The organism is Solibacillus sp. GQ1 (genome assembly GCF_059758555.1).
In genome coordinates, this window is sequence record NZ_JCAXEX010000001.1 from 2,181,355 (window position 1) to 2,204,191 (window position 22,837).

General features: G+C 39.1%; 26 protein-coding genes and 2 riboswitches. Of the genes, 4 read left to right on the forward strand and 22 right to left on the reverse strand.

The window, feature by feature from the left end:
- Positions 1–81 precede the first annotated feature (81 nt).
- The 6 genes from thiE to AC6CH1_RS11170 all read right to left on the reverse strand — a co-directional run bounded on the left by thiE (position 82) and on the right by AC6CH1_RS11170 (position 5,740).
- On the reverse strand, positions 82–699 hold the full coding sequence (gene thiE / locus AC6CH1_RS11145; protein ID WP_498317510.1) for a thiamine phosphate synthase: 618 nt from the start codon (positions 697–699) through the stop codon (positions 82–84).
- On the reverse strand, positions 683–1,495 hold the full coding sequence (gene thiD, locus AC6CH1_RS11150; RefSeq protein WP_498317512.1) for a bifunctional hydroxymethylpyrimidine kinase/phosphomethylpyrimidine kinase: 813 nt from the start codon (positions 1,493–1,495) through the stop codon (positions 683–685). The genes thiE and thiD overlap by 17 nt, the downstream gene beginning before the upstream one ends.
- Positions 1,492–2,235 (reverse strand): hydroxyethylthiazole kinase, encoded by a 744-nt coding sequence (thiM, locus tag AC6CH1_RS11155; RefSeq protein WP_498317513.1) that lies wholly within the window; start codon positions 2,233–2,235, stop codon positions 1,492–1,494. Before thiM ends, thiD begins: the two co-directional genes overlap by 4 nt.
- Positions 2,213–2,905, reverse strand: coding sequence for a thiaminase II (tenA, locus tag AC6CH1_RS11160; protein ID WP_498317515.1), 693 nt, complete (start codon positions 2,903–2,905; stop codon positions 2,213–2,215). Before tenA ends, thiM begins: the two co-directional genes overlap by 23 nt.
- Positions 2,906–2,980: 75 nt before the next feature.
- Positions 2,981–3,079, reverse strand: a riboswitch (TPP riboswitch).
- A gap of 66 nt (positions 3,080–3,145) precedes the next feature.
- Positions 3,146–3,244: riboswitch (TPP riboswitch) on the reverse strand.
- A gap of 137 nt (positions 3,245–3,381) precedes the next feature.
- Positions 3,382–4,362 (reverse strand): NAD(P)H-dependent flavin oxidoreductase, encoded by a 981-nt coding sequence (locus AC6CH1_RS11165; RefSeq protein ID WP_498317517.1) that lies wholly within the window; start codon positions 4,360–4,362, stop codon positions 3,382–3,384.
- Positions 4,363–4,483: 121 nt separating this feature from the next.
- On the reverse strand, positions 4,484–5,740 hold the full coding sequence (locus AC6CH1_RS11170; protein ID WP_014823223.1) for a glycoside hydrolase family 18 protein: 1,257 nt from the start codon (positions 5,738–5,740) through the stop codon (positions 4,484–4,486).
- Between the two features lie 205 nt (positions 5,741–5,945).
- Between AC6CH1_RS11170 and AC6CH1_RS11175 the strand changes: the two genes are divergently transcribed.
- On the forward strand, positions 5,946–6,386 hold the full coding sequence (locus tag AC6CH1_RS11175; protein ID WP_008405114.1) for a cell wall hydrolase: 441 nt from the start codon (positions 5,946–5,948) through the stop codon (positions 6,384–6,386).
- A 78-nt stretch (positions 6,387–6,464) separates the two neighbouring features.
- Here AC6CH1_RS11175 and AC6CH1_RS11180 read toward each other — a convergent pair whose 3' ends face one another.
- Complete coding sequence (locus AC6CH1_RS11180; RefSeq protein WP_008405113.1) at positions 6,465–6,668, reverse strand: hypothetical protein; 204 nt, start codon at positions 6,666–6,668, stop codon at positions 6,465–6,467.
- Between the two features lie 134 nt (positions 6,669–6,802).
- On the opposite strand from AC6CH1_RS11180, the gene AC6CH1_RS11185 reads away from it, so the two are divergent.
- A complete protein-coding gene (locus tag AC6CH1_RS11185) occupies positions 6,803–6,964 on the forward strand; it encodes a hypothetical protein (protein WP_498317519.1) in 162 nt (53 codons plus the stop codon).
- Between the two features lie 64 nt (positions 6,965–7,028).
- Here AC6CH1_RS11185 and AC6CH1_RS11190 read toward each other — a convergent pair whose 3' ends face one another.
- On the reverse strand, positions 7,029–7,181 hold the full coding sequence (locus AC6CH1_RS11190) for a YpzG family protein (RefSeq protein WP_008405111.1): 153 nt from the start codon (positions 7,179–7,181) through the stop codon (positions 7,029–7,031).
- 196 nt (positions 7,182–7,377) lie between these two features.
- Between AC6CH1_RS11190 and AC6CH1_RS11195 the strand changes: the two genes are divergently transcribed.
- Positions 7,378–7,662, forward strand: coding sequence for a hypothetical protein (locus AC6CH1_RS11195; RefSeq protein WP_008405110.1), 285 nt, complete (start codon positions 7,378–7,380; stop codon positions 7,660–7,662).
- 43 nt (positions 7,663–7,705) lie between these two features.
- On the opposite strand, the gene AC6CH1_RS11200 is transcribed toward AC6CH1_RS11195, so the two are convergent.
- On the reverse strand, positions 7,706–8,896 hold the full coding sequence (locus AC6CH1_RS11200) for a M14 family metallopeptidase (protein WP_498317521.1): 1,191 nt from the start codon (positions 8,894–8,896) through the stop codon (positions 7,706–7,708).
- Positions 8,897–9,093: 197 nt separating this feature from the next.
- Here AC6CH1_RS11200 and AC6CH1_RS11205 point away from each other — a divergent pair, with 197 nt between their 5' ends.
- Positions 9,094–9,723, forward strand: a complete 630-nt coding sequence (locus tag AC6CH1_RS11205) for a hypothetical protein (RefSeq protein WP_498317523.1) — start codon at positions 9,094–9,096, stop codon at positions 9,721–9,723.
- A gap of 391 nt (positions 9,724–10,114) precedes the next feature.
- Here AC6CH1_RS11205 and AC6CH1_RS11210 read toward each other — a convergent pair whose 3' ends face one another.
- From AC6CH1_RS11210 to cobA, 13 genes are all read right to left on the reverse strand, one after another.
- The gene (locus tag AC6CH1_RS11210; protein ID WP_498317525.1) at positions 10,115–10,651 is read right to left on the reverse strand and encodes a hypothetical protein; all 537 of its coding nucleotides are present in this window, start codon (positions 10,649–10,651) and stop codon (positions 10,115–10,117) included.
- A 164-nt stretch (positions 10,652–10,815) separates the two neighbouring features.
- Positions 10,816–11,679 (reverse strand): T7SS effector LXG polymorphic toxin, encoded by an 864-nt coding sequence (locus AC6CH1_RS11215; protein WP_498317777.1) that lies wholly within the window; start codon positions 11,677–11,679, stop codon positions 10,816–10,818.
- A 230-nt stretch (positions 11,680–11,909) separates the two neighbouring features.
- Positions 11,910–12,374 (reverse strand): DUF600 domain-containing protein, encoded by a 465-nt coding sequence (locus tag AC6CH1_RS11220; protein WP_498317528.1) that lies wholly within the window; start codon positions 12,372–12,374, stop codon positions 11,910–11,912.
- 51 nt (positions 12,375–12,425) lie between these two features.
- Complete coding sequence (locus AC6CH1_RS11225; protein ID WP_498317529.1) at positions 12,426–13,211, reverse strand: ABC transporter ATPase; 786 nt, start codon at positions 13,209–13,211, stop codon at positions 12,426–12,428.
- Between the two features lie 314 nt (positions 13,212–13,525).
- Positions 13,526–14,584, reverse strand: a complete 1,059-nt coding sequence (locus AC6CH1_RS11230; RefSeq protein WP_498317530.1) for a YkvI family membrane protein — start codon at positions 14,582–14,584, stop codon at positions 13,526–13,528.
- 173 nt (positions 14,585–14,757) lie between these two features.
- Complete coding sequence (locus AC6CH1_RS11235) at positions 14,758–15,408, reverse strand: SIMPL domain-containing protein (protein ID WP_498317532.1); 651 nt, start codon at positions 15,406–15,408, stop codon at positions 14,758–14,760.
- A 256-nt stretch (positions 15,409–15,664) separates the two neighbouring features.
- Complete coding sequence (locus tag AC6CH1_RS11240) at positions 15,665–16,621, reverse strand: sensor domain-containing diguanylate cyclase (protein WP_498317533.1); 957 nt, start codon at positions 16,619–16,621, stop codon at positions 15,665–15,667.
- Between the two features lie 206 nt (positions 16,622–16,827).
- Positions 16,828–17,460 (reverse strand): precorrin-2 dehydrogenase/sirohydrochlorin ferrochelatase family protein, encoded by a 633-nt coding sequence (locus AC6CH1_RS11245; RefSeq protein ID WP_427708781.1) that lies wholly within the window; start codon positions 17,458–17,460, stop codon positions 16,828–16,830.
- A gap of 2 nt (positions 17,461–17,462) precedes the next feature.
- Complete coding sequence (gene cysI, locus AC6CH1_RS11250; protein ID WP_427708779.1) at positions 17,463–19,202, reverse strand: assimilatory sulfite reductase (NADPH) hemoprotein subunit; 1,740 nt, start codon at positions 19,200–19,202, stop codon at positions 17,463–17,465.
- 52 nt (positions 19,203–19,254) lie between these two features.
- Entirely contained in the window at positions 19,255–21,078 is a 1,824-nt protein-coding gene (locus tag AC6CH1_RS11255) for an assimilatory sulfite reductase (NADPH) flavoprotein subunit (RefSeq protein ID WP_498317535.1), read from the reverse strand.
- Positions 21,079–21,102: 24 nt separating this feature from the next.
- On the reverse strand, positions 21,103–21,246 hold the full coding sequence (locus AC6CH1_RS11260; protein ID WP_251686585.1) for a YezD family protein: 144 nt from the start codon (positions 21,244–21,246) through the stop codon (positions 21,103–21,105).
- A 20-nt stretch (positions 21,247–21,266) separates the two neighbouring features.
- Positions 21,267–21,995, reverse strand: coding sequence for a sirohydrochlorin chelatase (locus tag AC6CH1_RS11265; RefSeq protein WP_427708775.1), 729 nt, complete (start codon positions 21,993–21,995; stop codon positions 21,267–21,269).
- A gap of 21 nt (positions 21,996–22,016) precedes the next feature.
- A complete protein-coding gene (gene cobA / locus AC6CH1_RS11270) occupies positions 22,017–22,796 on the reverse strand; it encodes a uroporphyrinogen-III C-methyltransferase (RefSeq protein ID WP_251686583.1) in 780 nt (259 codons plus the stop codon).
- Positions 22,797–22,837 lie beyond the last annotated feature (41 nt).

Consider the following 22,837-nt stretch of genomic DNA (forward strand, 5'->3'; position numbering starts at 1 on the left):
CTAAATTGCCAGAATAGTAGAAAAGAGTAATTTGGTACAGGTTATTCCAATTAAAATAGTACTTATATGACAGAATTTAACTTACAGTGAATTTACAGCTTCTTTTATATTATCGCTATGACTGATTGCAGAAATAACGGCGACTCCATTTACTCCGGTTTGTCTAACAATGAAACTGTTTTCAACAGAGATTCCGCCAATTGCTACAATCGGAAATTGAGGGTACTGAGATTTCGCTTCTTCTAATAACGTCAGCCCTACCGGTGCTCTCGCATCACCTTTTGAGAAAGTTTGATAAATTGGACCAATCCCCGCATAATCTGCCCCATTTGCAATGGCAAATTCCAGTTGTTCCATTGTATGAACCGATACTCCAACGATTTTATTTTTCGCAAAAGATCTAAATTTTTCAACTTCGGTGTCTTCCTGTCCTACATGAATCCCATCTGCATTTAATGTTAATGCAAGTTCAACATCATCATTGATAATGAATGGTACTTTATATGTTTGGCATATCTTTTGGCATTTACGCGCAAATTGTACATACTCATCGCCTTTTAAAGCATTTTTGCCTTTTTCCCTCAGCTGGAACATCGTGATTCCTGCCTGTAGCGCTTCTTCTAAAACAAGCAGCGGGTCGCGTTTACAATTGATTGTTCCCATAATAAAATATTTATTTAAATCAAAAAACATGGACATCACACAACCCCCGCTGTTCATGATAGGCGAAATGATTTGTCGGGCCAAACCCGTTGCCAATATTGAGCGGATGACGAATTGCCAGCTGCACATATTTTTTTGCTTCTATAATGGATGCCACTATCGATCTACCTTTTGCCATCTCCGCCGTGATTGCTGCCGAAAATGTACATCCTGTTCCATGGGTATGCTTAGTATCCACTCTCTCGGTTTTCATTTTAAATGGTTGCTCCCCGCGAATGAAAACCGTATCTGTCGCATGCTTACTGTTTAAATGACCACCCTTAATGACTACACATTCCAGCCCTAGACTTAATAGATGCTGCGCCGCTAAATTGATATCTTTTTCATTTTGTATTGTATAACCAGTCAGGATTTCCGCTTCCGGAATGTTCGGTGTACAAACGGTTGCAAGCGGCAATAACTTTTCCTTAAGGGCCGTTGTTGCTTCCTGTTCTAGCAAACTGGCACCGCCTTTTGCAATCATGACCGGATCAACGATAAGCGGAATATCCGTATTTTTTAGTAAAATCACAATGGCTTCGATAATTTCAGCACTAAACAGCATCCCTGTTTTAATTGCCTTTACGTCGAAATCTTGAAGTACTGCCTTTAGCTGAGCTTGAACGAAATCAGCCGTTGTAGGAAAAATTCCATGCACTCCTTCAGTATTTTGAGCGGTTAATGCGGTGATTACTGATGTACCGAATACACGGAGTTCCTGAAACGTTTTTAAATCGGCTTGAATCCCGGCACCGCCACCGCTATCCGAGCCTGCGATTGTACATGTAATCATTGTCGTCCCTCCGCTAAATTTTCTAGTTCATTCAAGAAATTTGTGTGGAAAGTTCCTATAGCTGCAGCAGAGTTGGCACTTGCCTGTTTATATTCGGTCAATAGTGTCAGTAAGTCATCAAACGGTTCTTTACTGACCGCAAGCACCGCTGCACAAAAGGCACTAAGCAAGCAGCCACTCCCCGTCATTTTTGTCACCTTTTCATGACCACCCTCTACAAATCCCACTCTTATCCCATCAGTAATAACATCTTGTTCTCCTGTTACAATCACAATACATTGATAGTTATTAGCCAACTTTTTGGCAGTCACTGCAACATCGATATCTCCTTTGCCACTATCCACACCTTTAGACGCCCAATTTACTCCCGCAAGAGCCGCCATTTCTCCAATATTGCAGCGGATTACATTAATCTTTAAAAGGTCGAGCAATTGTTGTGCTGTCTCCGCTCGAAACTTCGTTGCCCCTACACCTACTGGATCAAAAACAACCGGAGTATTATGCATGTTTGCGCTAAGTCCTGCTTTCTTCATCGACTCTATTGTCCGTTCATTCAAAGTGCCCATATTTAAAAGTAAAGCATTGGCCTGGGCAGCCATTTCTCCCACTTCTTCTATTGCATCCGCCATTACTGGTGAAGCTCCTACCGCCAGCAAGCCATTCGCTGTAAAATTTGCGACAACATAGTTGGTAATACAATGAACTAATGGTTGTTTATTATAAATTGCTTGCAGACTCATTTATATACACCCCTTGTTCCCAGCTTTGCTTTGTCCAAGGCATCTCCCAGAACATCCATTCGTAATAGCAGCTTTTCTTAAAATGCTCCTGCAATACTTTTAGCTTTGCAGGTTGTTCTTTCGCATATCGATCCAGCATCGATTTTTGTACTTCAATATTTTGAAGCATCTCCTCGGAAGCATATAATGCAATCCACTGTTCATAAAGAGGGACATTCGGACATGCATCTTTTAACCTTTGCCCAATCTCCTGATACAGCCATGGGCACGGTAAAATTGCCGCAAATGCTTCTGCTACATCTCCGTTATGCACTGCATTATACATATGGCTTACATAGTTATAGGCTGCTGGAGCCGGTTCGAATTGTTCCAAATCATCCGCTGTCACACCTAATTCTTTAAACGTTGTACGGTGTAACTCCAGCTCTGCGTCATGAATAAATTTTGCTGTTTGCAGAAAATATTGAACATCGTCATCCGTAGTCGCTTTTGCAGCTGCAAGAGCAAGAACTTTCGTATAATGTTTTAAATAATATGCATCCTGCAGCATATAAAACTTAAACTTTTCAAGCGGTAAACTCCCATCTGCAATCCCTTGTACAAAAGGGTGATAGAAGCTAGCCTCCCAATAAAAATCCGTTTCTTTCCTTACCTTTTCACAAAATCCCATTGTTACTCCTCCTTTTTGTTGGCGGAAGCACAAAAAAGACGCCTCAATATAGAGAGACGTCCCCAAAAAGTGTAAGTACCACTTTTCATTGCTCCCTACGTCCGTATTAACGGCCAGGTTCCAAGGGTCAGGTTTTAACCTTCTCAACACTGCTGTGTCCCCCCGCAAATCAAATGCTTGTATATTTGCAAAAGAAAGACTCCACGTAAAGGATACGCGGAGCCAAAGTAAGTACATATGTATAGCGTGTACTTTGCTCCCTACGTCCGTATTAACGGCCAGGTTCTAAGGGTCAGGTTTTAACCTTCTCAACACTGCTGTGTCCCCCCGCAAATGCATTTAATTACCCCGAGTGTAACAAATTAATTCGACCCGGGCAAGTGAATTCACAAAATTACGAAATTAATAGTTCAATAACAAATTCACAAAATAGCGCATCGTTAGTAAAAATTTTGTTACTAATGATGCGCTGACATCTATTGTAGATGGGTTACTGCAGATCTTTTACCAGTCAGTTCCTGATAAGCCTGAGCATATTCCTCGGCCAATTTATCGACATATTGTTTTGTGGAAGTAATCTCTTTAATCGCGCCAATTCCTTGCCCGCTGCCCCAAATATCTTTCCAGGCTTTTGCGGTATTATCGTTAAAGTTCATTGCTGAAGGATCACTTTCTTTTAAATTACTCGGGTCCATCCCCGCGTTCATGATAGAACCTTTCAAATAATTCCCGTGGATTCCTGTAAATAAATTGCTGTATACAATATCTTCTGCAGTACTATCAACAATCATCTGTTTATATTCTTGACGAGCAAACGCTTCTTCGGTCGCGATGAATGGTGAACCGATATAGCCAAAATCAGCCCCCATCGCCTGTGCAGCCAATACCGAATGTCCTCGTGCGATTGATCCTGATAAAGCTAATGGACCGTCAAACCATTCACGGATTTCCTGTACGAGCGCAAATGGGCTTTGCTGACCTGCATGGCCACCTGCGCCTGTTGCTACAGCAATGATGCCGTCTGCACCTTTTTGAATCGCTTTTTTTGCAAAATGATTGTTAATGACATCATGGAAAACGATGCCTCCATAACGATGTGCTGCCTCAAATACTTCTTCACGTGCCCCAAGTGAAGTAATAATAATCGGAACTTTATATTTCACACAGAGCTCCATATCCTGTTCCAGCCGGTCATTTGTTTTATGGACAATCTGATTAATGGCAAATGGCGCTGCCGGCCGATCCGGATTTTTGGCATTATAGCTGGCCAACTCCTCTGTAATTTCAGCTAACCATTCATCCAACTGGCTTGCCGGTCTTGCATTTAACGCAGGCATTGACCCGACTATTCCTGCCTTACATTGTTCAATGACCAATTTCGGATTGCTAATAATAAACAATGGTGCCCCGATTACTGGGATACGTAAGTTTTGTAAAATTTTCGGAATATTCCCCATCTATAATCCCCCTTTTATTCAGCTACTACTAATACTTCATCAGCTTCAATAAAATCTCCTTCTTAATTTAGATGACAATCAAAAAGTCAGATGTTTTTTCATCTGACTTTCTTTCCTTTTGCTATTTCTTCACTACATTAAAATTAGCCCCGATGAGCTGCCAATTTTGCGGGAATGGCAGACCGAGCTTCCAATAGCCGACTCCGCGCAAATTTAATCGCTTTACTAAATCGAACTTCGCCTGAATCGAACGCGCATCTTCAAACCAGACAATATGTGAACGCCCTTGCTCATCATAATAGTTAAAGTAGGGTGCCTGTGCTGTATAGTCAAATTGGATTGCTGCGTTGTAGCGTTTGGCCACTTCAATTGCACGTTGCGGGCTTATCGCTTCTGCGTAATCTCCTCCTTGTACAAAAGGTAATGTCCAATCGTAACCATACAAATTTTGCCCAAGTAAAATTTTATTTGCAGGAATTTCTGTTAATGCATATTGTACTACTTGTTCGACTTGAGGCAGCGGAGAAACGGCCATTGGAGGTCCAGCAGAATAGCCCCACTCATATGTCATCAGCATAACAAAATCCACTATTTCGCCGTGCGCCTTATAGTCATGGCCCATAAACCATTCCCCTGGCTGATCGGCTCTCGTTTTTGGAGCCAATGCGGTAGAAACGGTATATCCTTCCGCATGCATACGCTCGACAGCTCTTCGGAGGAAATTATTATAAGCTTCCCGCTGATCGCGTGCAATCCGTTCAAAATCAAAATGAATATCCGAAATATTTCCGATACGCTTTGCTTCAGCAATGATATTGTCCAGCAGTAAATTTTGAACAGCAACACTTTGGAAAATATCACGTGCTAGCTCAGCACTAAACTGATAATCCTCGAGATTAGTGATTGCCATTGCTATTCCTGTATTATTTTGTTCAGCAATTTCCGGTAATGGGTTAATTGTAGGCGCTTTTAATGAACCATCCCGTCTTGCTTCAAAACTGAAAATAGCTAAATACGTTAAATAAGGACTTGCCTCCCGAACTTGGTCGAGCAGCGTATCACTTATTTCATCGCCTCTTGGTTCTACATATGCCAAAATTTCTGCGGACCTTTTAGTTGGTTCCGGTATATACAATGAGGTGCCAATCATCAGCAACGCATCTGGATTCAAGCCATTTGCTTGTGCGAGCGTTAAATAATTCACCTGAAAACGTTGACCAATTGACCATAAACTATCCCCTGGCTGTACAATATAATACTGCCCTTTCAATGGAACGACCAATGCTTGCCCGACCACTAACCGGGCCGGCTCCGGAATTTGGTTGGCTTCCACTAAACTCTGCACCGTTGTTCCATAAGCCTGTGCGATTGCCCACAATGATTCTCCCGGTTGTACTACATGAATTTGAATTGTCCGTCCTCCTTTTCCTATGTACTAATTTATGAACTATATACCGTATTAATGCGGAAAGATAGGTTAGAAATATATAAGTAACCATGACAAAAAACAATATTATACATTTTCATTCATTCATATGCGCAACCAGGTTGACTGTTTCATACTATAGTTGTGAGGTGAAAAAATGCCAAGAGTAAAATACCGGGATTCCGATGTGGATTTGATGGCACGAATGATGCGGGCTGAGGCTGAAGGTGAAGGAAAACAAGGGATGCTGTATGTCGGAAATGTAATTGTGAACCGAGCTGTTGCTTCATGCCTGGATTTTAATGATGTGAGAACAATCGAGCAGGTTATTTTCCAAGTACAGGGCAATAACTATTCTTTTGAGGCGGTACAAAAAGGAAACATGTTTTATCAGAGGGCTAGAGAGACTGAAAGAAGATTAGCAAGACAGACGCTGGACTATTGGCGAGACCATCCGGCGAAATATGCACTTTGGTATTTTAACCCATCCGGCCCATGTCCTCCTACTTGGTACGATCAACCATTTACAGGTCAATTTAAACAGCATTGTTTCTATGAGCCTATAGCAGGAACATGTGAAAGTGTTTATATGGGCTAGCATTACCTATTGCCCAGCTATATAAGAAAAAGCCTTGTACATTCTATGTAGCGAGGCTTTTTCATTTTTCTTTATCCGTTACTTTTTATTGGATTGCTGGTTTTTATCATGGTTTGTTTTATTATTTTTATTTTTTAATTTCGAATCGAACTCTTCGGCAAATTCCGCTGTATTATCTTCAGGATTCCGGTTGTGACTTGTTGTATTTCGGTGTAATTCTTTATAGGTAGAAAAAGGATTATGTGTTCGCGTATTCATCGTTTCTTTACTGTTTTTGCTCATTTCATCACCTCCTACTGGCTTAATGTGCTCAGGATAGGAGGTTTTATGCTTTTTTCAGGCTTCCTCAATTTTTGTAATGAAAAAAAGTTGTAAAGCCATATTAAGAAGGAACCAATATTGAAAGGAGCATTTAAATGGGCAGAGATGATAGTAAAAGTAAAGGAACGAATAAACAATCATTACCGCAAACACCGAAAAACATGGAAATTGCACCAAACAAAGTAAAGGAAGAAATTGCGAATGAACTAACCGAGCTCCATCAGCAAGCAAAAAAAGGAAAAAGAAAAATGTATTGATATGTAAATGGCCTTCATTCCAGTATGTACTGGAATGAAGGCCTGATTTACTTCAAGACAAAGGTTAGAACTGTCTCGCCTTCGCATTAATTCTCAAAATCTGGTTATGCAGAGTTACCTCTGTTTCCCCTTTGATTTGAGACTTTTGATGCTTGTCGCTCGCCCAGTTTTGGTGGATCTTCTTAGATTTTGGATCTGTGAAACCCTTCTTATCCATTCGTTCCGCCTCCCTATGTTTAAAAGTGAATCAATTTTAGTATGGCTGTACTTGCTGCAGTTATTCCCTATAAAGATAAAAATTGATATCGACACATTTCCTAACAATTCCGAATTTCTTCCGCGTATGGAATCATTGCATCCACCAATACTAAACGTGTGAATCAGTCAATTTTCGCAAGAAAGGATGAGGAACAGTGGCTAAAAAAAGTTCAGGTACACCTAGCTGGAAACAAAATCACCCGATTACTTTATTATCCAACTCCGTTGAACGAACAGAACGTGCAGTAAAACAGGCAATGTCCCACCCGGAGGAATTTGCGGTGGAACATGCTTTTAATTCAATGGAACGTACCGAAAATGCACTTGCCAATGCAGAGCAAAGACAGGAGCATTTGGATATTGTCGAGCAGAATAAATCCAAACTAGATGAGCTAAAGCAAAGCATCCTTGAAATTGATGAAACCTTGAGGGATTCATAAAAGTTCCCCCGTTACCTCTAAGGACGTAACGGGGGGACTTTATTTACATATATAATGCACTTAAAAAAATCCCTAATGCTTCTTCATAAATTTCACCGAATTGGCTGATTGGTAAAGGATTCGTTCCAAGCCCCAGTTCAACGGTGAATCCGGGGCGGCGCCAATCTTGAATAAACCAGTCTTTGTAACCCGCATAGCTTTCTATTGTCTGCACAGGCTCATATCCGCTTTCCCTCGCAAATTCATTGACAAGGTGTTCTGTTTCAGGAGGTTCCAATCCCATGAATCCCCAATAAATAACTTGACCTTGTGTATGGAAAGCCAAAACCCGAGCAAAATCCCGCTCTACTGTCAAATCGGCCATTGCAATGGATTCCGGTTCCGATAGCGGACTTTGCCCACCATAATCCCGCGGCCCAGGCGTTTTCGGGTTTCTTTCTCTTTCCCGTTCCCATTCAGCAGGGAACTGGTCGTTCAGATCAACCCCATTAATATTCGCTTTCCAACCAGAGAAATCAGTACTGCCGCCATTCCATTCAATAAGCTTATTGCGGATTGTTTCATCTTCCGGAGGTCCGTTCAGCACTAAATCCACTCCGTCCGGATTTACCATAGGTACAATATTTAAATTTGTCTGATTATACAACGGCAATGTATAAAGCCCTCGTATTGCACCATTATTCGTAAGCGACAATAAATAATCATTAAGAAATGTCATGACAACCGATGTCGTAATCCACTCATTGGCATGAAAAGAAGCATTAAAATGAACACGTTTCTGCCCGTTCCCAATCGTGAGTCCAGGAATTTCTTTCTCTAATACGGAAATGCCAATCGGGTCATTAACGGTAAACGGATAAATTGCCTGCAATGACTGAATATCCTGCACCATTGCCCTATAATCGTAATCCTGTTCACCGTTCACAACTCTCCATGTCACACGAACAGGCAACCGCAACCGTAGACCGACCTGAAGTACGTATGGATTGAGTACCGGATTGACCAGAAAAAGCGCATCCATCGGCATATTAATTCTTTGTGCAATCGACCAAACCGTATCTCCCCGTTGAACCGTATACTGACTTGTCACATAACCGGGAATCTGAACGGGTTGGTTGGGCATCAGGGCTTGTGCATTCAGATTCCGATTCGAATCAAGAATCAGCTGAAAAGGAACATTAAAAACTTGGCTATAATACCAAAAGGAATCACCCGGTCTTACGAAAATCTCCACAAAGCTCCTCCCTCAATAAAATCATCAATAGGAAAGTATATGAATGCGGTGGGTGATTATTAACACGGTTCGAGAAAACTGATTATTATCTTCAATCGCTTTCTTTATTAACTAATATTTTCCCTGTATATATGAAATTGAGAGAAACTATATGTTATACTAGAATTTACTAAATTTTTATTGTATGGGGGTTCATCATGGAGACGAAAAGAATATCGCTGCATCGTGCACTATCTGAATTAAAAATGCTTGGTGAACGGATCGAATCGGCTACGTACCGTGTAGTGCTGGCTCGAGCAAACAGAAAAAGCAATGAAAAAATTGAAGGTATGTCAATTGATGAGTACAAAAAAGAAATGCAAGGTTCTTACGACAAGGTCACAAGTCTTATTCAATACCGTAATAAACTAAAAGCACTCGTTGTTGAGTCGAATGCCAAAACAATCGTTAAAATCGGTGCAGATCAAATGACAGTTGCTGAAGCGATTGAACGCAAACAATCGATTACATATGAGAAGGATTTACTAAATCATCTGCGCCGACAATATTTCGAAGCAATTGAAGAAGTAACAACTGCAAATGAGGCGCTCCCTGAAAAGCTTGAAAATTATTTAATTAATATTTTAGGGAACAAGGAAAAACAATCATCCTCAGATGAAGTAAAACTCCATACCGAAACTTTTATGAAGCGCAATGAATACGAACTGATCGACCCGATGCAAGTAAAGAAAACCATTGACGAACTTGGAGCGAAAATTGAGGAATTTGAGTCAGAAGTAGACGCTGTATTATCAGAATCAAATGCTATAACCTTTATTGAGATATAATTAATAATTTGCATAGCGTAGCGAAAACAGTAAACGGATCGGCGCTCGTGCTTTGACTGTGTGCGAGTTGAAACAACCAAACAGTCACTCAACCTACAATTAATAGTTGAATCTTAATAGAAAAGTTCAACGCTTAAAGGTCAAAGCTGAAATATTAAATTTCAAAGCTCTTAACTTTTAAAGCTGAATGTTCAAATGATAAAGCTCATTCAAATCCTGGAGTATGGTTTAGGTATGTCGATACATGACCGTCTGTGGCCCCACCAGGCAGCTATTGTTGTGCAAAATGAAATACCGAATTCGCTTTCTTGGCGAATTCGGTATTGTTTTACCTCTCCTATATACCGGTGCATATTTTTCGAAATAAATATGGAGCACAAAAAAGAAACAGTCAATTACAACTACCTCCCTCCAAATTTAATAGATCAAACTCATTTTCATCATACCAGTACTTTTCTGCTCTATCTATGTATGATAAAAAATCTTCATAAACTCCTGTCCAATTTTCAGGTACAAAATCCTCGTAGGAAGCTGGTTCTGAATAAAGGGAGTACAGTTCTCTTTTATCGAAATTTACGAATAAAGAAGGCATAAAACTATAAAAAGTGTCCTCTTTTGTTTCAGTAAGAAAATTTAATTTAAGCCTTTCTCTTAATTCTTTTGTTGAAACAGCATACTTCACAATTCTTGGCGCAAATGCTGCATATGAATCCTGATCTAATATATCTATGTCTTTCCTTTCATCATCTTCTTCGATAAAAGGACCCATATTTCCAAGTCCCACTTCTTTAAGTTTCTTTCTATATGCCTCTTCTAGTTTTTTTCTATCTAAAAACCACAAATCTTTCTGTGAAACATACCATTTGAAATGATTATCAATTAATACACCTACAATAATATTCTCAAGTGCTTTAGGTTCCAATAACATATGTTTCAACTCCGTTTTATTATTTTTCTTACTCTACGTTTTCGAACTATAATCATTAGAAATTACTAATTCACATCAATTACTAGTATTCCTTTAACATGAGCACGGTTATTAATTTTTATGGCTTCTATTAGAAGGGCTGGCTGGTATTCTTACTACCCTTCTCAACAACCTGCTACCTCATCCACGTTACTATCAACAATTTTATCAATTGCTTTCGGGATTTTCAAAACTTTTCCTATTGGGATGAAGGATGCTAACGCAATACCTTTATCAAGGCCCGAAGCATTTTTATCAGCTAGCGTGCTCACGTCGTCCAATATTAAGAAATCCAACAAACCTTTTCCGATTTTTGTAGCGCCACTTCCGACGTCTCCGAGGAAATTAAGAAAACCATTCTCCTCTTCTTTCACATTATCTACTGTTGTGGCTGTAGCGGAAAGCTCTTTTGCGACTTCTTTTTCTTTTTGCTTCATAAATGAAACGAAATTTGTTGAAACCATCGCACCGCTGAGACCGAAAGTAACTAAAGGCTGCTGACCATTTTGATAAAGACCAGGGAGAGTATATGGATTCGCTCCTCCGATTCCTCCAGGATTAAATAGCGGATTCATATTAATTACTTGATCCAACGATTGCGTACGATAGGCCAGTGCAATCATTAACGGATTCTGACTAGCGAATGACTGCCATTGTTCTGCCGGGAAGTTAACATCTGTTACCCCTTCTGTCATCATCGTTTCTATGTTGGTAATCCATGTTTTCATGTGCATCAGGTCTGTTTGAATTGTCGTTAATGCATCTGTTTGGGATACGTCAAATTCAATCAGTTTTTCAACGGTTTCGTCCCGATGTCGTTTCGCGTCATGTACACCCAGATGGACTTCACTATCATCCAGTTTTGGCAAGTTCACGATATCTGACACTTGGTCCATGATATTATTGGCTTCATCTGTCAGCTCTTCCGTCACTTGTTTGGCTCGGTTTAAGCCTTGCTCGATTTCGCCTTCTAATGCTGCTTGGCGAATAAAGCCCGACTAATTCGGTTCGAGCGATGAAAGTGCTATTTCTCCTGTAGTTAATCGATGTACTTTACGAAAATAAGAGCACGATTTTTACAACGAATGTAAACTTCAAGGCTTGGAAAGGGATACAGGGGTTATCTACATTTTAAAAATAATAGCGCTTTATTCGGCGCTAGGTATTCACCTAAAAAAGAAACCTTGAAAGGCATATAGCCAATCAAGGTCTTGTTTTACTAATTATTTCCCTTCACTTCTTCAAACCATAAATCAAAAATATCATCTGGTAATAGTTCGTAATCATTCGAATAAACTAACTCATATCTATATTTTCCTTTTAAGCTATTTTGTTTTACATTATAATAAAGTTTCATTTCTGTCGGCATATCTTTTTTGAACTCTTCACATTTTTTATGAATATGCTTTAAATTTTGATTACCAATTCTTAGTGCAGCCTTTTGTCTTTCTTTAGAAACATCATAAACCTGATTTTGTGGACTATTCGATCCTTTTACAGTCTCGTTGAGTTGATGTTTATGAACAACCTTACCATTAATTTTATAGAAAAAATCAAAAACATACATTTTGGGTTCATATGAACAATAAATAAAGATCTCATCTGCTTTATTATCGACGTACTCTAAACAAATAGCCACCATGTCTGTTTGTAATTCTGAAAAATAATCCTCAAATACCTTCACATAAACACCCCTAATTCTCTATACTTGTAAACCTCATACGACCATGTCCTCCTAACTTTGTTTTACTTTTCTATTATTTTTGACTGCTCTTTCCGTGTTCAGATAACCGTTTATATCAAAATTGAAGCTTTTAAATCTTATTTTGCAATACAGTATGACAAGCTGCTCCGGCAATACGAAGATGAGTGTATAAAATATGCCAAAAGGCAAAAAGACGAGCGTGATTGTTTCATATAAATCGGACGAACCGAATTTCACAACAAATTGAATAAGAAAAACAAGGGCCGTACTGCCAATGATTACAATCGGAATATAGGATTTCGTTTCAAATTTACCACGCATTTCTTCGCTCCTTGACCCTGCTCGGTAATGCCCTTTTTTAAGAAGTAAATAAAAGCGGATCCATGTAGCGATAAATAACAGGCCTGCGATGGAAAGTGTAATCCAAGTTAAGTTTAGTAGTGTTTCAACTGTTGCACCGTCCTGTTCCCCTAAAAGAAATAATGGGGACAGGAAGAAAAATACGGAAAAGTTTTGTGTCATGATAATCGACAGGAAGTACTGCAGCTTCTCCATCTTATTAAAAACGACAGGAATAGCGAATAGAAGGGACAATAAAATAATGATTCCTGTAAGCCACATATGAATTGTTTTAATGCTTTCGAAATTTGGATAGATTGTGTATTTACCTGCAATATTATAAGTTAGATAGAAAAACAGTGCCTGCAGGAAAATACCTAATACAAGCACAGATGCCAACGAATTCGGACTTTGTCTACCAGACTCCAGCGGTCCTCGTAATACTGCGAAATCTTGTTCGGATAGTTTTTTTAGCATGCGGTGAATACCTCCATTTCATCTCAATACTATATAACCTTAATTAATCAGGTCAATAAGGATCCAACAAAAGAGGGAGTTTATACTAAGTATTAAATTTTAAATAAGTAAACTATCTCATTTTATGTATCTTCATTTTGAAAATATTAATAACCTATGTCCTTTCATTTTCCAATGAAATCAAAGTAAGTTCTTAACCATAAATTATTTAATAGCAAATTCAGAACTCACTTTGACATCTTGATATTAAAAAGCCGACTAATATACTTCAGGTCTTTCTGACAATCTTGCGGCTACTAAGGAGTCTTCGGCATTCAACTCACCTTCCGACCACTCGATTTGAATAATGCTGAAATCATGATAAAAAGAATCAGAACTATTCCTAAATACCCCATGATGACATACAACTTACTGATCAAAGTTGTAAAACCGACTAAGCTAATCGCAAAGCCAACAATACACAGTAGATTGATAACGACCTTAAATGCAAAACGGTCCTGTTTTACTATTCGGACAGCCAGTATATAAAGCGTTCCTACAGCGGTACTGTAAATCATGGCTAACAGCACAAAGGACATGATGATTCCAACTGTAGGATGAATTTGTTTAGCAAGTTCCAGTGTCGGCATTTCGACTCCGGCCACAATATCCATTTTGGCAAATAAAGCTACATTAATTAGTAAAATGAGTAACCCTAGTATGATGCCTCCTAACGCGCCGCCTCTTCTAGCAACCTTTCTATTCGTTGCCGTTCCCCCCATTACAATAAGCATTGCCGCACCTGCCGCAATATTATAAGAAACATATATAACGGCGCTGGAAAACCAATGTGGTGATGCAGAAGGCTGGCTTTTCGCGATTACATTCAGCTCGCTCACTGAATATTCCATCGTAAACAATGAATAAATTAATAGAATAAATATGATTCCGAGTAAATATGGCATAAGAGCCGCCAGCATTTTAATGATACTTTCTGCATTAAGCATCAGTGTAATTACAACAAGTATTGCCATAAACAAGCTTCCTATCGAAGCATCCACACTGTACATCTGATTAAAAGTAGAACCTGCTCCAGCCAGCATAACAACCGCAATGCCGAACAGCACAAAGGAAATCATCTGGTCCAGTACCGGACCAAAAAAGCGTCCACCAATAAAATGAATACCTTCCTTATGGGAAGTCGTCTGCAAATCTGAACCAATCTGTGCAAGCGTCATCCCCAACATCGTAAAAATAATTGTTGCTACAATACAGCCAAACACACTCATTAACCCAAAACTTGTAAAGTACTGCATTATTTCCTGTCCTGAAGCAAATCCTGCACCGACAACTAAACTGACAAACGCCCCTGCAATTTGAATACTCTTTTTCAATTCGCACCTTCTTTATATTTCTATTTATCATAGATACTTTATGTACAGGCATGTAGAAAACATGCTTGAATATAAAAAGAAGAGAATTTGATTAAAAATCGCCGCAATAAAAAAATACCTTAACCGCTATTTTTCTAGACGGTTAAAGTATTATAGAATGTAATATAAATTTTCTAATAACTAAACTTTACACGAACTGATGCGCTTACTGTCATTGTTCCAGGTTCTATCGGTGTCACTACCTGTTGGCTGCTTAACTGCATCGCTTTGTACGGAATTGGAGCAATCGTTTGCTCTTCGATTATTTCCACCGGCACCATGTGTAATGTAACACCCATCGTTTTAGCCATAGCTGTTGCTTTCCCCACGGCATCAATCAGGGCAAACTGAAGTGCCTGCCTGTAGTAAACATCTGTATCCGTTATTTTAAACTCGATAGCAGATACATGGTTTGCTCCGTTTCGAATTGCCGTATCAATTACCGAACCTACTTGACCAATATCGGCTATTTTCACTGTTATGGCGTTTTGTACTTCGTAGCCCCTTAACACCTGTCTTCCATCTATAAAATCGTAGGTTGGAAAGATATTATAAGCAGCCGTCTGAATCGATTCTTTTGGAATCTTTAAAGCGATTAGTGAGTCTATTACACGATTCATAATGACCGCATTTTCCCGCTGAATCGTGCTGACATTTTCCCCTTGCGTCCGAACTTCGATTTGCACTTGCGCATAATCAGGCTGAGCAATAATTTCACCATTCCCAGTAACAGTCAATTCCCGTATACTGGCGACTGGTTGAAACATCATTTGTGGGTGATACAAGAGCTTCCACCTTTCTTATAGCCGGTTTCTGTTATACTATGCACTTCATTCCTTGGAGTTGTGTAAAGATGTGTGTGAGTTGCAACAACCAAACAGTCCCTCAACCTACATCAACATTTTATTGTTCAATAGAAAAGTTCAAAGCATAAAGCTCGATTAACTGATAGCGTTTCCTTTGCACTGAATTTAGTCATAAAAAAATACACCTCCAATTGAGATGTTTCTGACAATTGGGGTGCAGTTCATTTTGGAGAATTCAATCCACATTAGCCTCAAAAAATTTATAATTGTTCTTACCCGCCAATTTTGCTTGATATAGTGCTTTGTCCGCATGTTTTAGGATTGTTTCCAGGGCAGACGTATCTTCTGCCGTATAATGGACTATGCCTAGACTTGCGGAAAGTTGATATTCGTTATCCCATGTATTGAGATACTCAAGAAGTATTTCAGCCTGTTTGGCAGTTTCTTCTTTAGAAGAAATATGAGGTAAATTTATAATAAATTCATCTCCTCCCAACCTCACTGCAAATACATTTTCGTGATGTTTTATAAATTTTTTAATTTTAGAAGATACACTTTTTAAGATTTGATCCCCTGCATCATGGCCATACAGATCATTTATCTTTTTAAACCCATCCAAATCAAGAAAGAATAAAGTCCCTCCTAATTCTGAATATTCCTTGAAAAACGCGAAAAGAAACTCTCTATTGTAAAGTCCTGTCAAAGAATCTTTATAGGCCAGTTTTTCCAACATTAAATAATATGAAAACATCTTCGCTACCTTTTGAAGCAAACTGATGCTTTTTGTATCAAAATGAGCAGCATCATGATGTACCACACATAATGTGCCAAACTTTTCCCCATTTGTAAGGGAAATTGGGATACCCAAATAGGAATTAATATTAATTTTTTCGCTTATTTTTTTCAGCTCTTCAAAATCCGTTTCTTTACTGATATCTTCATATATTAACGGTCGATTATTTTCAAAATCAATTTGATTACAAGCCGTTTGATTAAGCTTAATTGCCATACCTTCAGATAATAAAATATGTGAATCTACATTTGAAAGCCGAAGAATAACTTGCTCATTTTCGGTGAATGAACTTAAATAAATCAGTTTGTCAGGCATAATTTCTTTTGCTAGTTCTAATACATCACTGGCGAGTTCATTAAAATTTTGATACATCTGTAATTCCTGCATTGGTATCACCATGAAATTACCTCCATTCCAGAATATCCGTTTGAAGTTATAGATTATGGAAACATTCAAAGTTTTTATAGTAAAGATTTATCATCTTCCATTAATAGTAACATAAATAAATATGTCTTTATCTATAATTAGATTTCTACTGCTTTACCCAGTTTTTTCTATAAATACAGAAATAAAAAAGAAGCAGTCAATTGTAACTGCTCCCTAATTTATCTTTTATTTTTTTGGCGGTGATAGTATAAATCTAGAATCTTTTCCATAAAAATTGACCGTTGTATAGAATTGGAATGATAACATTCTTCCAAGCATTCCTTTAACAGAATACGCTTCTGTTCTTTTGTAAATTGACCCTCTTTCACCAGATGCCGGACTTCTTTTAAAAACAATAAATACTCCGGATCTATCCCATCAACAATTGCTGCGAAGTCGTCCCGCAGATTTTTGGCAAGCATTGGGCTTATACCACTCGTCGTCACCGCGATCGTAATTTCATTTTTCTCATATATTGCCGGAAAATGAAACGAACTATTTGCCGGATCATCGACAATATTGATCAGCTGATTGGTTTGACAGCATTCCTTAACCCTTCGATTTACCGCTGTATCATCTGTAGCTGCAATGACGAGAAACGTACCTTGCACATCACTTTTATGAAAGGGTCTTGCAATATGCTTGATTACATCACTTTTCACAAGGTCATGTAAACGTACCTCAAGTACCGGACTTACGACTGTAATATTCGGTTGAAAGCGTAATAACGACTCGATTCTCTTAGTCGCTATTTTTCCGCCTCCTATTACAATTACTTTTTTATTTCGTATATTGACCATTATCGGTAACATTGTCAACTTTTCACTTCGCTCATTCCATGAAATTGTCGGCCATCTGTTACTGCTTCTACATAACCTTTACGAATCGTGAAATCACCGAAATGTTCACCATCGAAACGTTCTTTTGCATACTCAGAAAAAATCGGTGCAAGGATACTCAAAATTTCTTCTTCACCAATATTTTCTTTATAGATTTTGTTTAAGCGCTGTCCTTTAAAATCGCCGCCCAAGTATAAATTATATTTGCCAGGTCCTTTTCCGATAAAGCCGATCTCACCCATTGCTGCACGTGAACAGCCGTTTGGGCATCCTGACATACGAATACCGATTTCGGTTTCACGCAGCCCGTTATCCGCCAGTATTTCATCAATTTTTGTAATTAATGAAGGCAAATAACGCTCCGCCTCTGCCATTGCCAAGCCGCATGTCGGTAATGAGACACAGGCAATTGAATTGCGGCGCAGTGCTGAGTAATGTGCACCGTCCGTAATGTTGTAAGCTTTTAACAACTTATCAATGACTGCTTTTTTCTGTGGTGTTACATCCGCGATTAAAAGATTCTGGTTTGGTGTTAAACGGAAAACCCCTGTATGCACTTTCGCAATTTCACGCAAGCCTGTTTTTAACTGATAATCCTCAAAATCTTTAATGCGCCCGTTTTGGATAAATAATGTAAAATGCCATTTTCCATTTTTTCCTTTTATCCAACCGTACTCATCTCCTGTACGATTGAATGTGTACGGTCTTACTTCTTCTAGCTCCCACCCTAAACGGTGTTGCAGCTCTTGTTTAATAAAATCCAATCCTTTTGTATCTACTGTATATTTAAAGCGGGCTTTTTTACGTTCCGCTCGATTTCCGTAGTCGCGTTGGATTGTTAAAATTTTCTCGGCTGTTTCAAGCAGTCGTTCTTTTGGAATATAACCGATTAAACGTCCTAATTGCGGATATGTTTCTTTATCACCATGTGTCATACCCATCCCGCCGCCTACCGCGACATTAAAGCCTAGCAGCTCGTCATTTTCGACAATGGCAATAAAACCAATATCCTGTGAAAATACATCAATATCATTGCTCGGTGGAACGGCAATACCAATTTTAAATTTACGTGGTAAATACAGGGCACCGTAAATCGGCTCTATTTCTGTATCTTGTGTTCCATCGTAAACTTTTTCCCCATCGAGCCATAGTTCATGATATGCACGTGTACGAGGCAGTAAATGTTCACTTAATCTCGCCGACCAATTATACACTTCTTCATGAAATGCCGATTGATTCGGGTTAACATTACACATCACATTCCGGTTTACGTCACCGCAAGCTGCGATACAGTCAAGAAGTGCTTCATGGATTTCTGACATATACTTTTTGACATTCCATTTTAAAATGCCATGCACCTGGAATGCCTGACGAGTCGTTAATTTTAGTGACCCATTCCCGTACTTTTCCGCCATTTCATCCATTACAAGCCACTGTTCCGGTGTTGCCGCGCCTCCTGGTGTTCGGACACGTGCCATAAATTGGTAGGCTGGCTCCAGCTTTTGCCGTTCACGTTCTGTACGCAGATCCCGATCATCCTGCAAATAGCTGCCATGAAATTTCATGAGACGGTTATCATCATCCGGAATTCCAGAACTAATTGGATACTGCATTGTTTTTTCTAAAGTCCCTCGCAAATAATTACTTTCGTCTTTAATACGTTCAACATCATTCGGTTTACCCGGCTGTTGGGGAAGTACGATTTTCTGACTCATATGCCTATCTCCTATCTCTGTTAAAATTAACGGTCAATAACTGCTAAATTGTTTAATAAACGTCTCGCTGATAACGTTTTTGACTTTTAAGCTCATTAAAAAACAATGAAACTTCTTCATCTGTTTTGCCGCCTTGTTCTGCAACAATTTGGCGCAATGTTTGATCCACATCATGTGCCATATATTTCTCATCACCACATACATAGATAACCGCACCATTGTTGATCCATCTATATACTTCTGCAGCATTTTCGAGCAGGCGATGCTGTACATATACTTTCTGTTCTGTATCACGTGAAAAGGCTACAGATAAATTCGTTAATATCCCATCTTTGAGCCAGCGCTGCAGTTCAGTTTGATACAGGAAATCTGTAACAAAATGCTGGTCACCGAAAAACAGCCATGCATTGCTTTCGATTCCTCCCTCAGCACGTTCTTCCAAAAATGAACGGTACGGCGCAATGCCTGTGCCGGCACCAATCATAATAATTGGTGTTGTTGTATCTTCAGGCAGACGGAAATTCGGGTTTTTATGAATATAAACCGGAACCTTATCCCCGATTTCAATTCGCTCTGCCACTTGTCCCGATACAACCCCTATGCGATCACGCTCATCTACTTCATAAAAAACTTTACCGATTGTTAAATGCACTTCTTCTTCATTCGCCTTTTGGCTGCTTGCAATTGAATAGAGACGTACCGGATTTTTACGTAGTTGATCAACAAATTGTTGGGCAGTCCAGTTGAACGGTCCAAATGTTTGCACAACATCCAGCAGGTCGCGTCCATAAATATATTCTTTCAACTTCACATCATCTTCCAACAACTTCTTAAGCTTTTCATCCGTTGAAAAGACAGCAAGCTTTTGTAGTAATGGTTTTGTCAGTACAGTAATTTCGAAATGGGAAATGAGCGCTTCACTTAATGTATTAGACTGGTTTTTCACAGATACTATTTCCGAACCTTCAAACCCAAGTGATAATAGTAATGCAGTTACTAAGTTTGCATCATTTTCCGGTAGAATGCCGACACTGTCACCCGGTTCATAAGTTAAACCGGATCCTTCCAATGAAAGCTCCAAATGCTGCGTTTGCTTATTCGATCCGCGGCCATTTAAATTGATGCTTTCCAGAACTTCCGCATAAAAGGGATTATTTTTGTTGTATACGGATTCTTCAGATGCACTTACCGCAACCGGAGACTTTTGTAATTCCGGCAGTTTGTTCGGCGTATTTTGTGCCAGTGCTTCTACGACGCTCCCGATCCACTCTGATGCAAGATCATCAAAATCCAAATCACAATCAAAGCGGGGAACTAAACGCTTTCCGCCCAATTTTTCTAATTGTTCATCAAAATCAATTCCTGTTTTACAGAAAAATTCATACGAGCTATCGCCTAACGATAATACAGAGAAAGATACATCCTCCAGTTTCGGCGCACGTTTACCATATAGGAAACTATGGAAAGAGATGGCATTATCTGGTGGATCGCCCTCACCATGTGTACTTGTAATGACGAAAATATTTTTCTGTTTTTTCAGACTATTCACCTTAAAATCGGACATTGCAGACAGAGAGACTTCGACTCCCTGTGATTCTAAAGCCGTTTTCAATTTTTTTGCGACACTTTGTGCATTGCCTGTTTGGGAACCGTATAAAATGGTTGCCTCCTGTTTGACTGCTTCCAGTACTGCAACGGTTTGCCCTTGTTCAGTAACCGTTACTTCAAGCGGCTGACTGGAATCTCCAATTGTTTGTATTGCGCTTAAATAACCGTTCAACCAAACTTTTTGATAGTCCGTTAATGTTGGATAAAGCTCATTGATTAATTTTGTCTGTGCCTCGGAAAATGGGCTATTATACAGATTTAACGTCAAAACTTCCACCTCGCGAATCTTGTTTTATTTCAATCTTATTTTTTCGTTTTTTTCAATTTGTACAACATGACCGTCCTGAATAACTAAAGTAACTGTTCCATATTTAACGGATGCAACCGTATCTTTAATTTTCTCAATTGTTTGGGTAAGATCATTTGATTTTGTCATTATTAAATGCCTCCTAATTTTCAGATAACCTCTTTCACTCTTTCCAGCAAAACATTCCGTACTTTTTCGTTATAGCCTAAATGGTTGCATAAAATAACGGAAGCTGGATCAAGGTCAAGCGCCAGTATTTTCTTTTCGATTCCTACACTTAAAAGTCCTGAAAACAATAAATAAGGTACAATAAAAACTTGCTTTATCTGCTTGGTTTTCAGTTCAACTAATGTCTGTTCAAAAGAATGACCTGCACCATACAAAAAACAAGATTTCACTTCCCGGAAGCCATAAGTTGCCTTTAGCTGTTCACTGATTATCGCCATATCTCTTACAACGGCATTGTCGCTGCTTCCTCTGCCTATCAATATAACTTCTGCATCTGCATTAATCGGCACCTGTTGTTCTTCAATTCTTTCAAAAACTGTCTCAATTAAAGATGAATGAATTCCTAAAGGACGTCCGATTGTAAACTTCAAATGCGGAAAACGTTCTTTTGCAATTTTTATTTCAGCAGGTATATCTTTATTAGCATGCTGGGCAGTTAATAATAAAATCGGGACAACCGATATATGTGTTGCACCTTGATTGACACAATTTGCAATGCCTTCAACAATATTCGGCTCGACCAGTTCCAAAAAGGCGGTTTCCTGAATTTCAGCTTCTACAAAAGACTTTGTTATTTCAATAAACCGTATCGCTTCATCAACACCTTTTTTCAAGCGTGTGCCGTGTCCTACATACAAAATTGCCTTCATTAGAATCACCTGCTTCCTGCTTTACACAATTTTTTCCTTCAATCTTTTATCCTGTTGTACGGTTTGCTCATACCATGCTATTTTTTCCCGTAATGCTACGACTTCACCCACGATAATAATGCTTGGGTTTTTTACGTCGTTTGCTCTGGCAATATCAACAATCGTACCAAGTGTGCCAGTTATCGTCTGCTGTTGTTCGAAAGTTCCCATATGTACTAATGCAACGGGTGTTGATGCGTCACGTCCATACGTTAAAAGTTGCCGGCAAATATAAGGTAAATTACCTACCCCCATATAAATAGCAAGTGTATCAATACCCTTTGCCAAACTTTCCCATTGGATGGAATCGTCCTTTCCTTCACGCATATGTCCTGTGACAATCGCAAAACTGGAGCCCAATTCACGATGCGTAACCGGGATACCTGCATAGGCGGGTGCCGCAATGCCAGATGTAATTCCCGGCACGATTTCAAAAGGTATGCCATTTTCCGCTAATACTTCCGCTTCTTCAGCACCACGACCAAAAACAAATGGATCGCCGCCTTTTAATCGGGTCACCGTTTTACCTTGCAAAGCATGATGAACTAATGAAAGATTAATATTTTCCTGAATCATTGCATGACGGTTCGGCAATTTGCCGCAAAAGATTAACTGTGCCCCACGCTTTGCATAAGAAAGCAGCTCATTGTTAATTAATCGGTCATACAAAATTACGTCTGCTTCCTGTATACAACGCAAACCTTTTACGGTGATTAAATCGACATCACCAGGTCCTGCACCAACAATATATACTTTCCCCATTAAGTTACTCTCCTTTATAAAAACAAAAGTCCAAATATTTG

Excerpts from the sequence above, each read along its gene's own strand:
- tenA (WP_498317515.1), bottom strand. The coding sequence starts at position 2,905 with ATGGGATTTTGTGAAAAGGTAAGGAAAGAAACGGATTTTTATTGGGAG.
- AC6CH1_RS11185 (WP_498317519.1), top strand. The coding sequence starts at position 6,803 with ATGGGCAGAGATGATAGTAAAAGTAAAGGAACGAATAAACAATCATTA.
- AC6CH1_RS11240 (WP_498317533.1), bottom strand. The coding sequence starts at position 16,621 with ATGGTGATACCAATGCAGGAATTACAGATGTATCAAAATTTTAATGAA.
- thiE (WP_498317510.1), bottom strand. The coding sequence starts at position 699 with ATGTCCATGTTTTTTGATTTAAATAAATATTTTATTATGGGAACAATC.
- AC6CH1_RS11165 (WP_498317517.1), bottom strand. The coding sequence starts at position 4,362 with ATGGGGAATATTCCGAAAATTTTACAAAACTTACGTATCCCAGTAATC.
- AC6CH1_RS11210 (WP_498317525.1), bottom strand. The coding sequence starts at position 10,651 with ATGTTATTGGAACCTAAAGCACTTGAGAATATTATTGTAGGTGTATTA.
- cobA (WP_251686583.1), bottom strand. The coding sequence starts at position 22,796 with ATGGGGAAAGTATATATTGTTGGTGCAGGACCTGGTGATGTCGATTTA.
- AC6CH1_RS11180 (WP_008405113.1), bottom strand. The coding sequence starts at position 6,668 with ATGAGCAAAAACAGTAAAGAAACGATGAATACGCGAACACATAATCCT.
- thiM (WP_498317513.1), bottom strand. The coding sequence starts at position 2,235 with ATGAGTCTGCAAGCAATTTATAATAAACAACCATTAGTTCATTGTATT.
- AC6CH1_RS11245 (WP_427708781.1), bottom strand. The coding sequence starts at position 17,460 with ATGTTACCGATAATGGTCAATATACGAAATAAAAAAGTAATTGTAATA.
- AC6CH1_RS11175 (WP_008405114.1), top strand. The coding sequence starts at position 5,946 with ATGCCAAGAGTAAAATACCGGGATTCCGATGTGGATTTGATGGCACGA.
- cysI (WP_427708779.1), bottom strand. The coding sequence starts at position 19,202 with ATGAGTCAGAAAATCGTACTTCCCCAACAGCCGGGTAAACCGAATGAT.
- AC6CH1_RS11205 (WP_498317523.1), top strand. The coding sequence starts at position 9,094 with ATGGAGACGAAAAGAATATCGCTGCATCGTGCACTATCTGAATTAAAA.
- AC6CH1_RS11225 (WP_498317529.1), bottom strand. The coding sequence starts at position 13,211 with ATGCTAAAAAAACTATCCGAACAAGATTTCGCAGTATTACGAGGACCG.
- AC6CH1_RS11265 (WP_427708775.1), bottom strand. The coding sequence starts at position 21,995 with ATGAAGGCAATTTTGTATGTAGGACACGGCACACGCTTGAAAAAAGGT.
- AC6CH1_RS11260 (WP_251686585.1), bottom strand. The coding sequence starts at position 21,246 with ATGACAAAATCAAATGATCTTACCCAAACAATTGAGAAAATTAAAGAT.
- thiD (WP_498317512.1), bottom strand. The coding sequence starts at position 1,495 with ATGATTACATGTACAATCGCAGGCTCGGATAGCGGTGGCGGTGCCGGG.
- AC6CH1_RS11190 (WP_008405111.1), bottom strand. The coding sequence starts at position 7,181 with ATGGATAAGAAGGGTTTCACAGATCCAAAATCTAAGAAGATCCACCAA.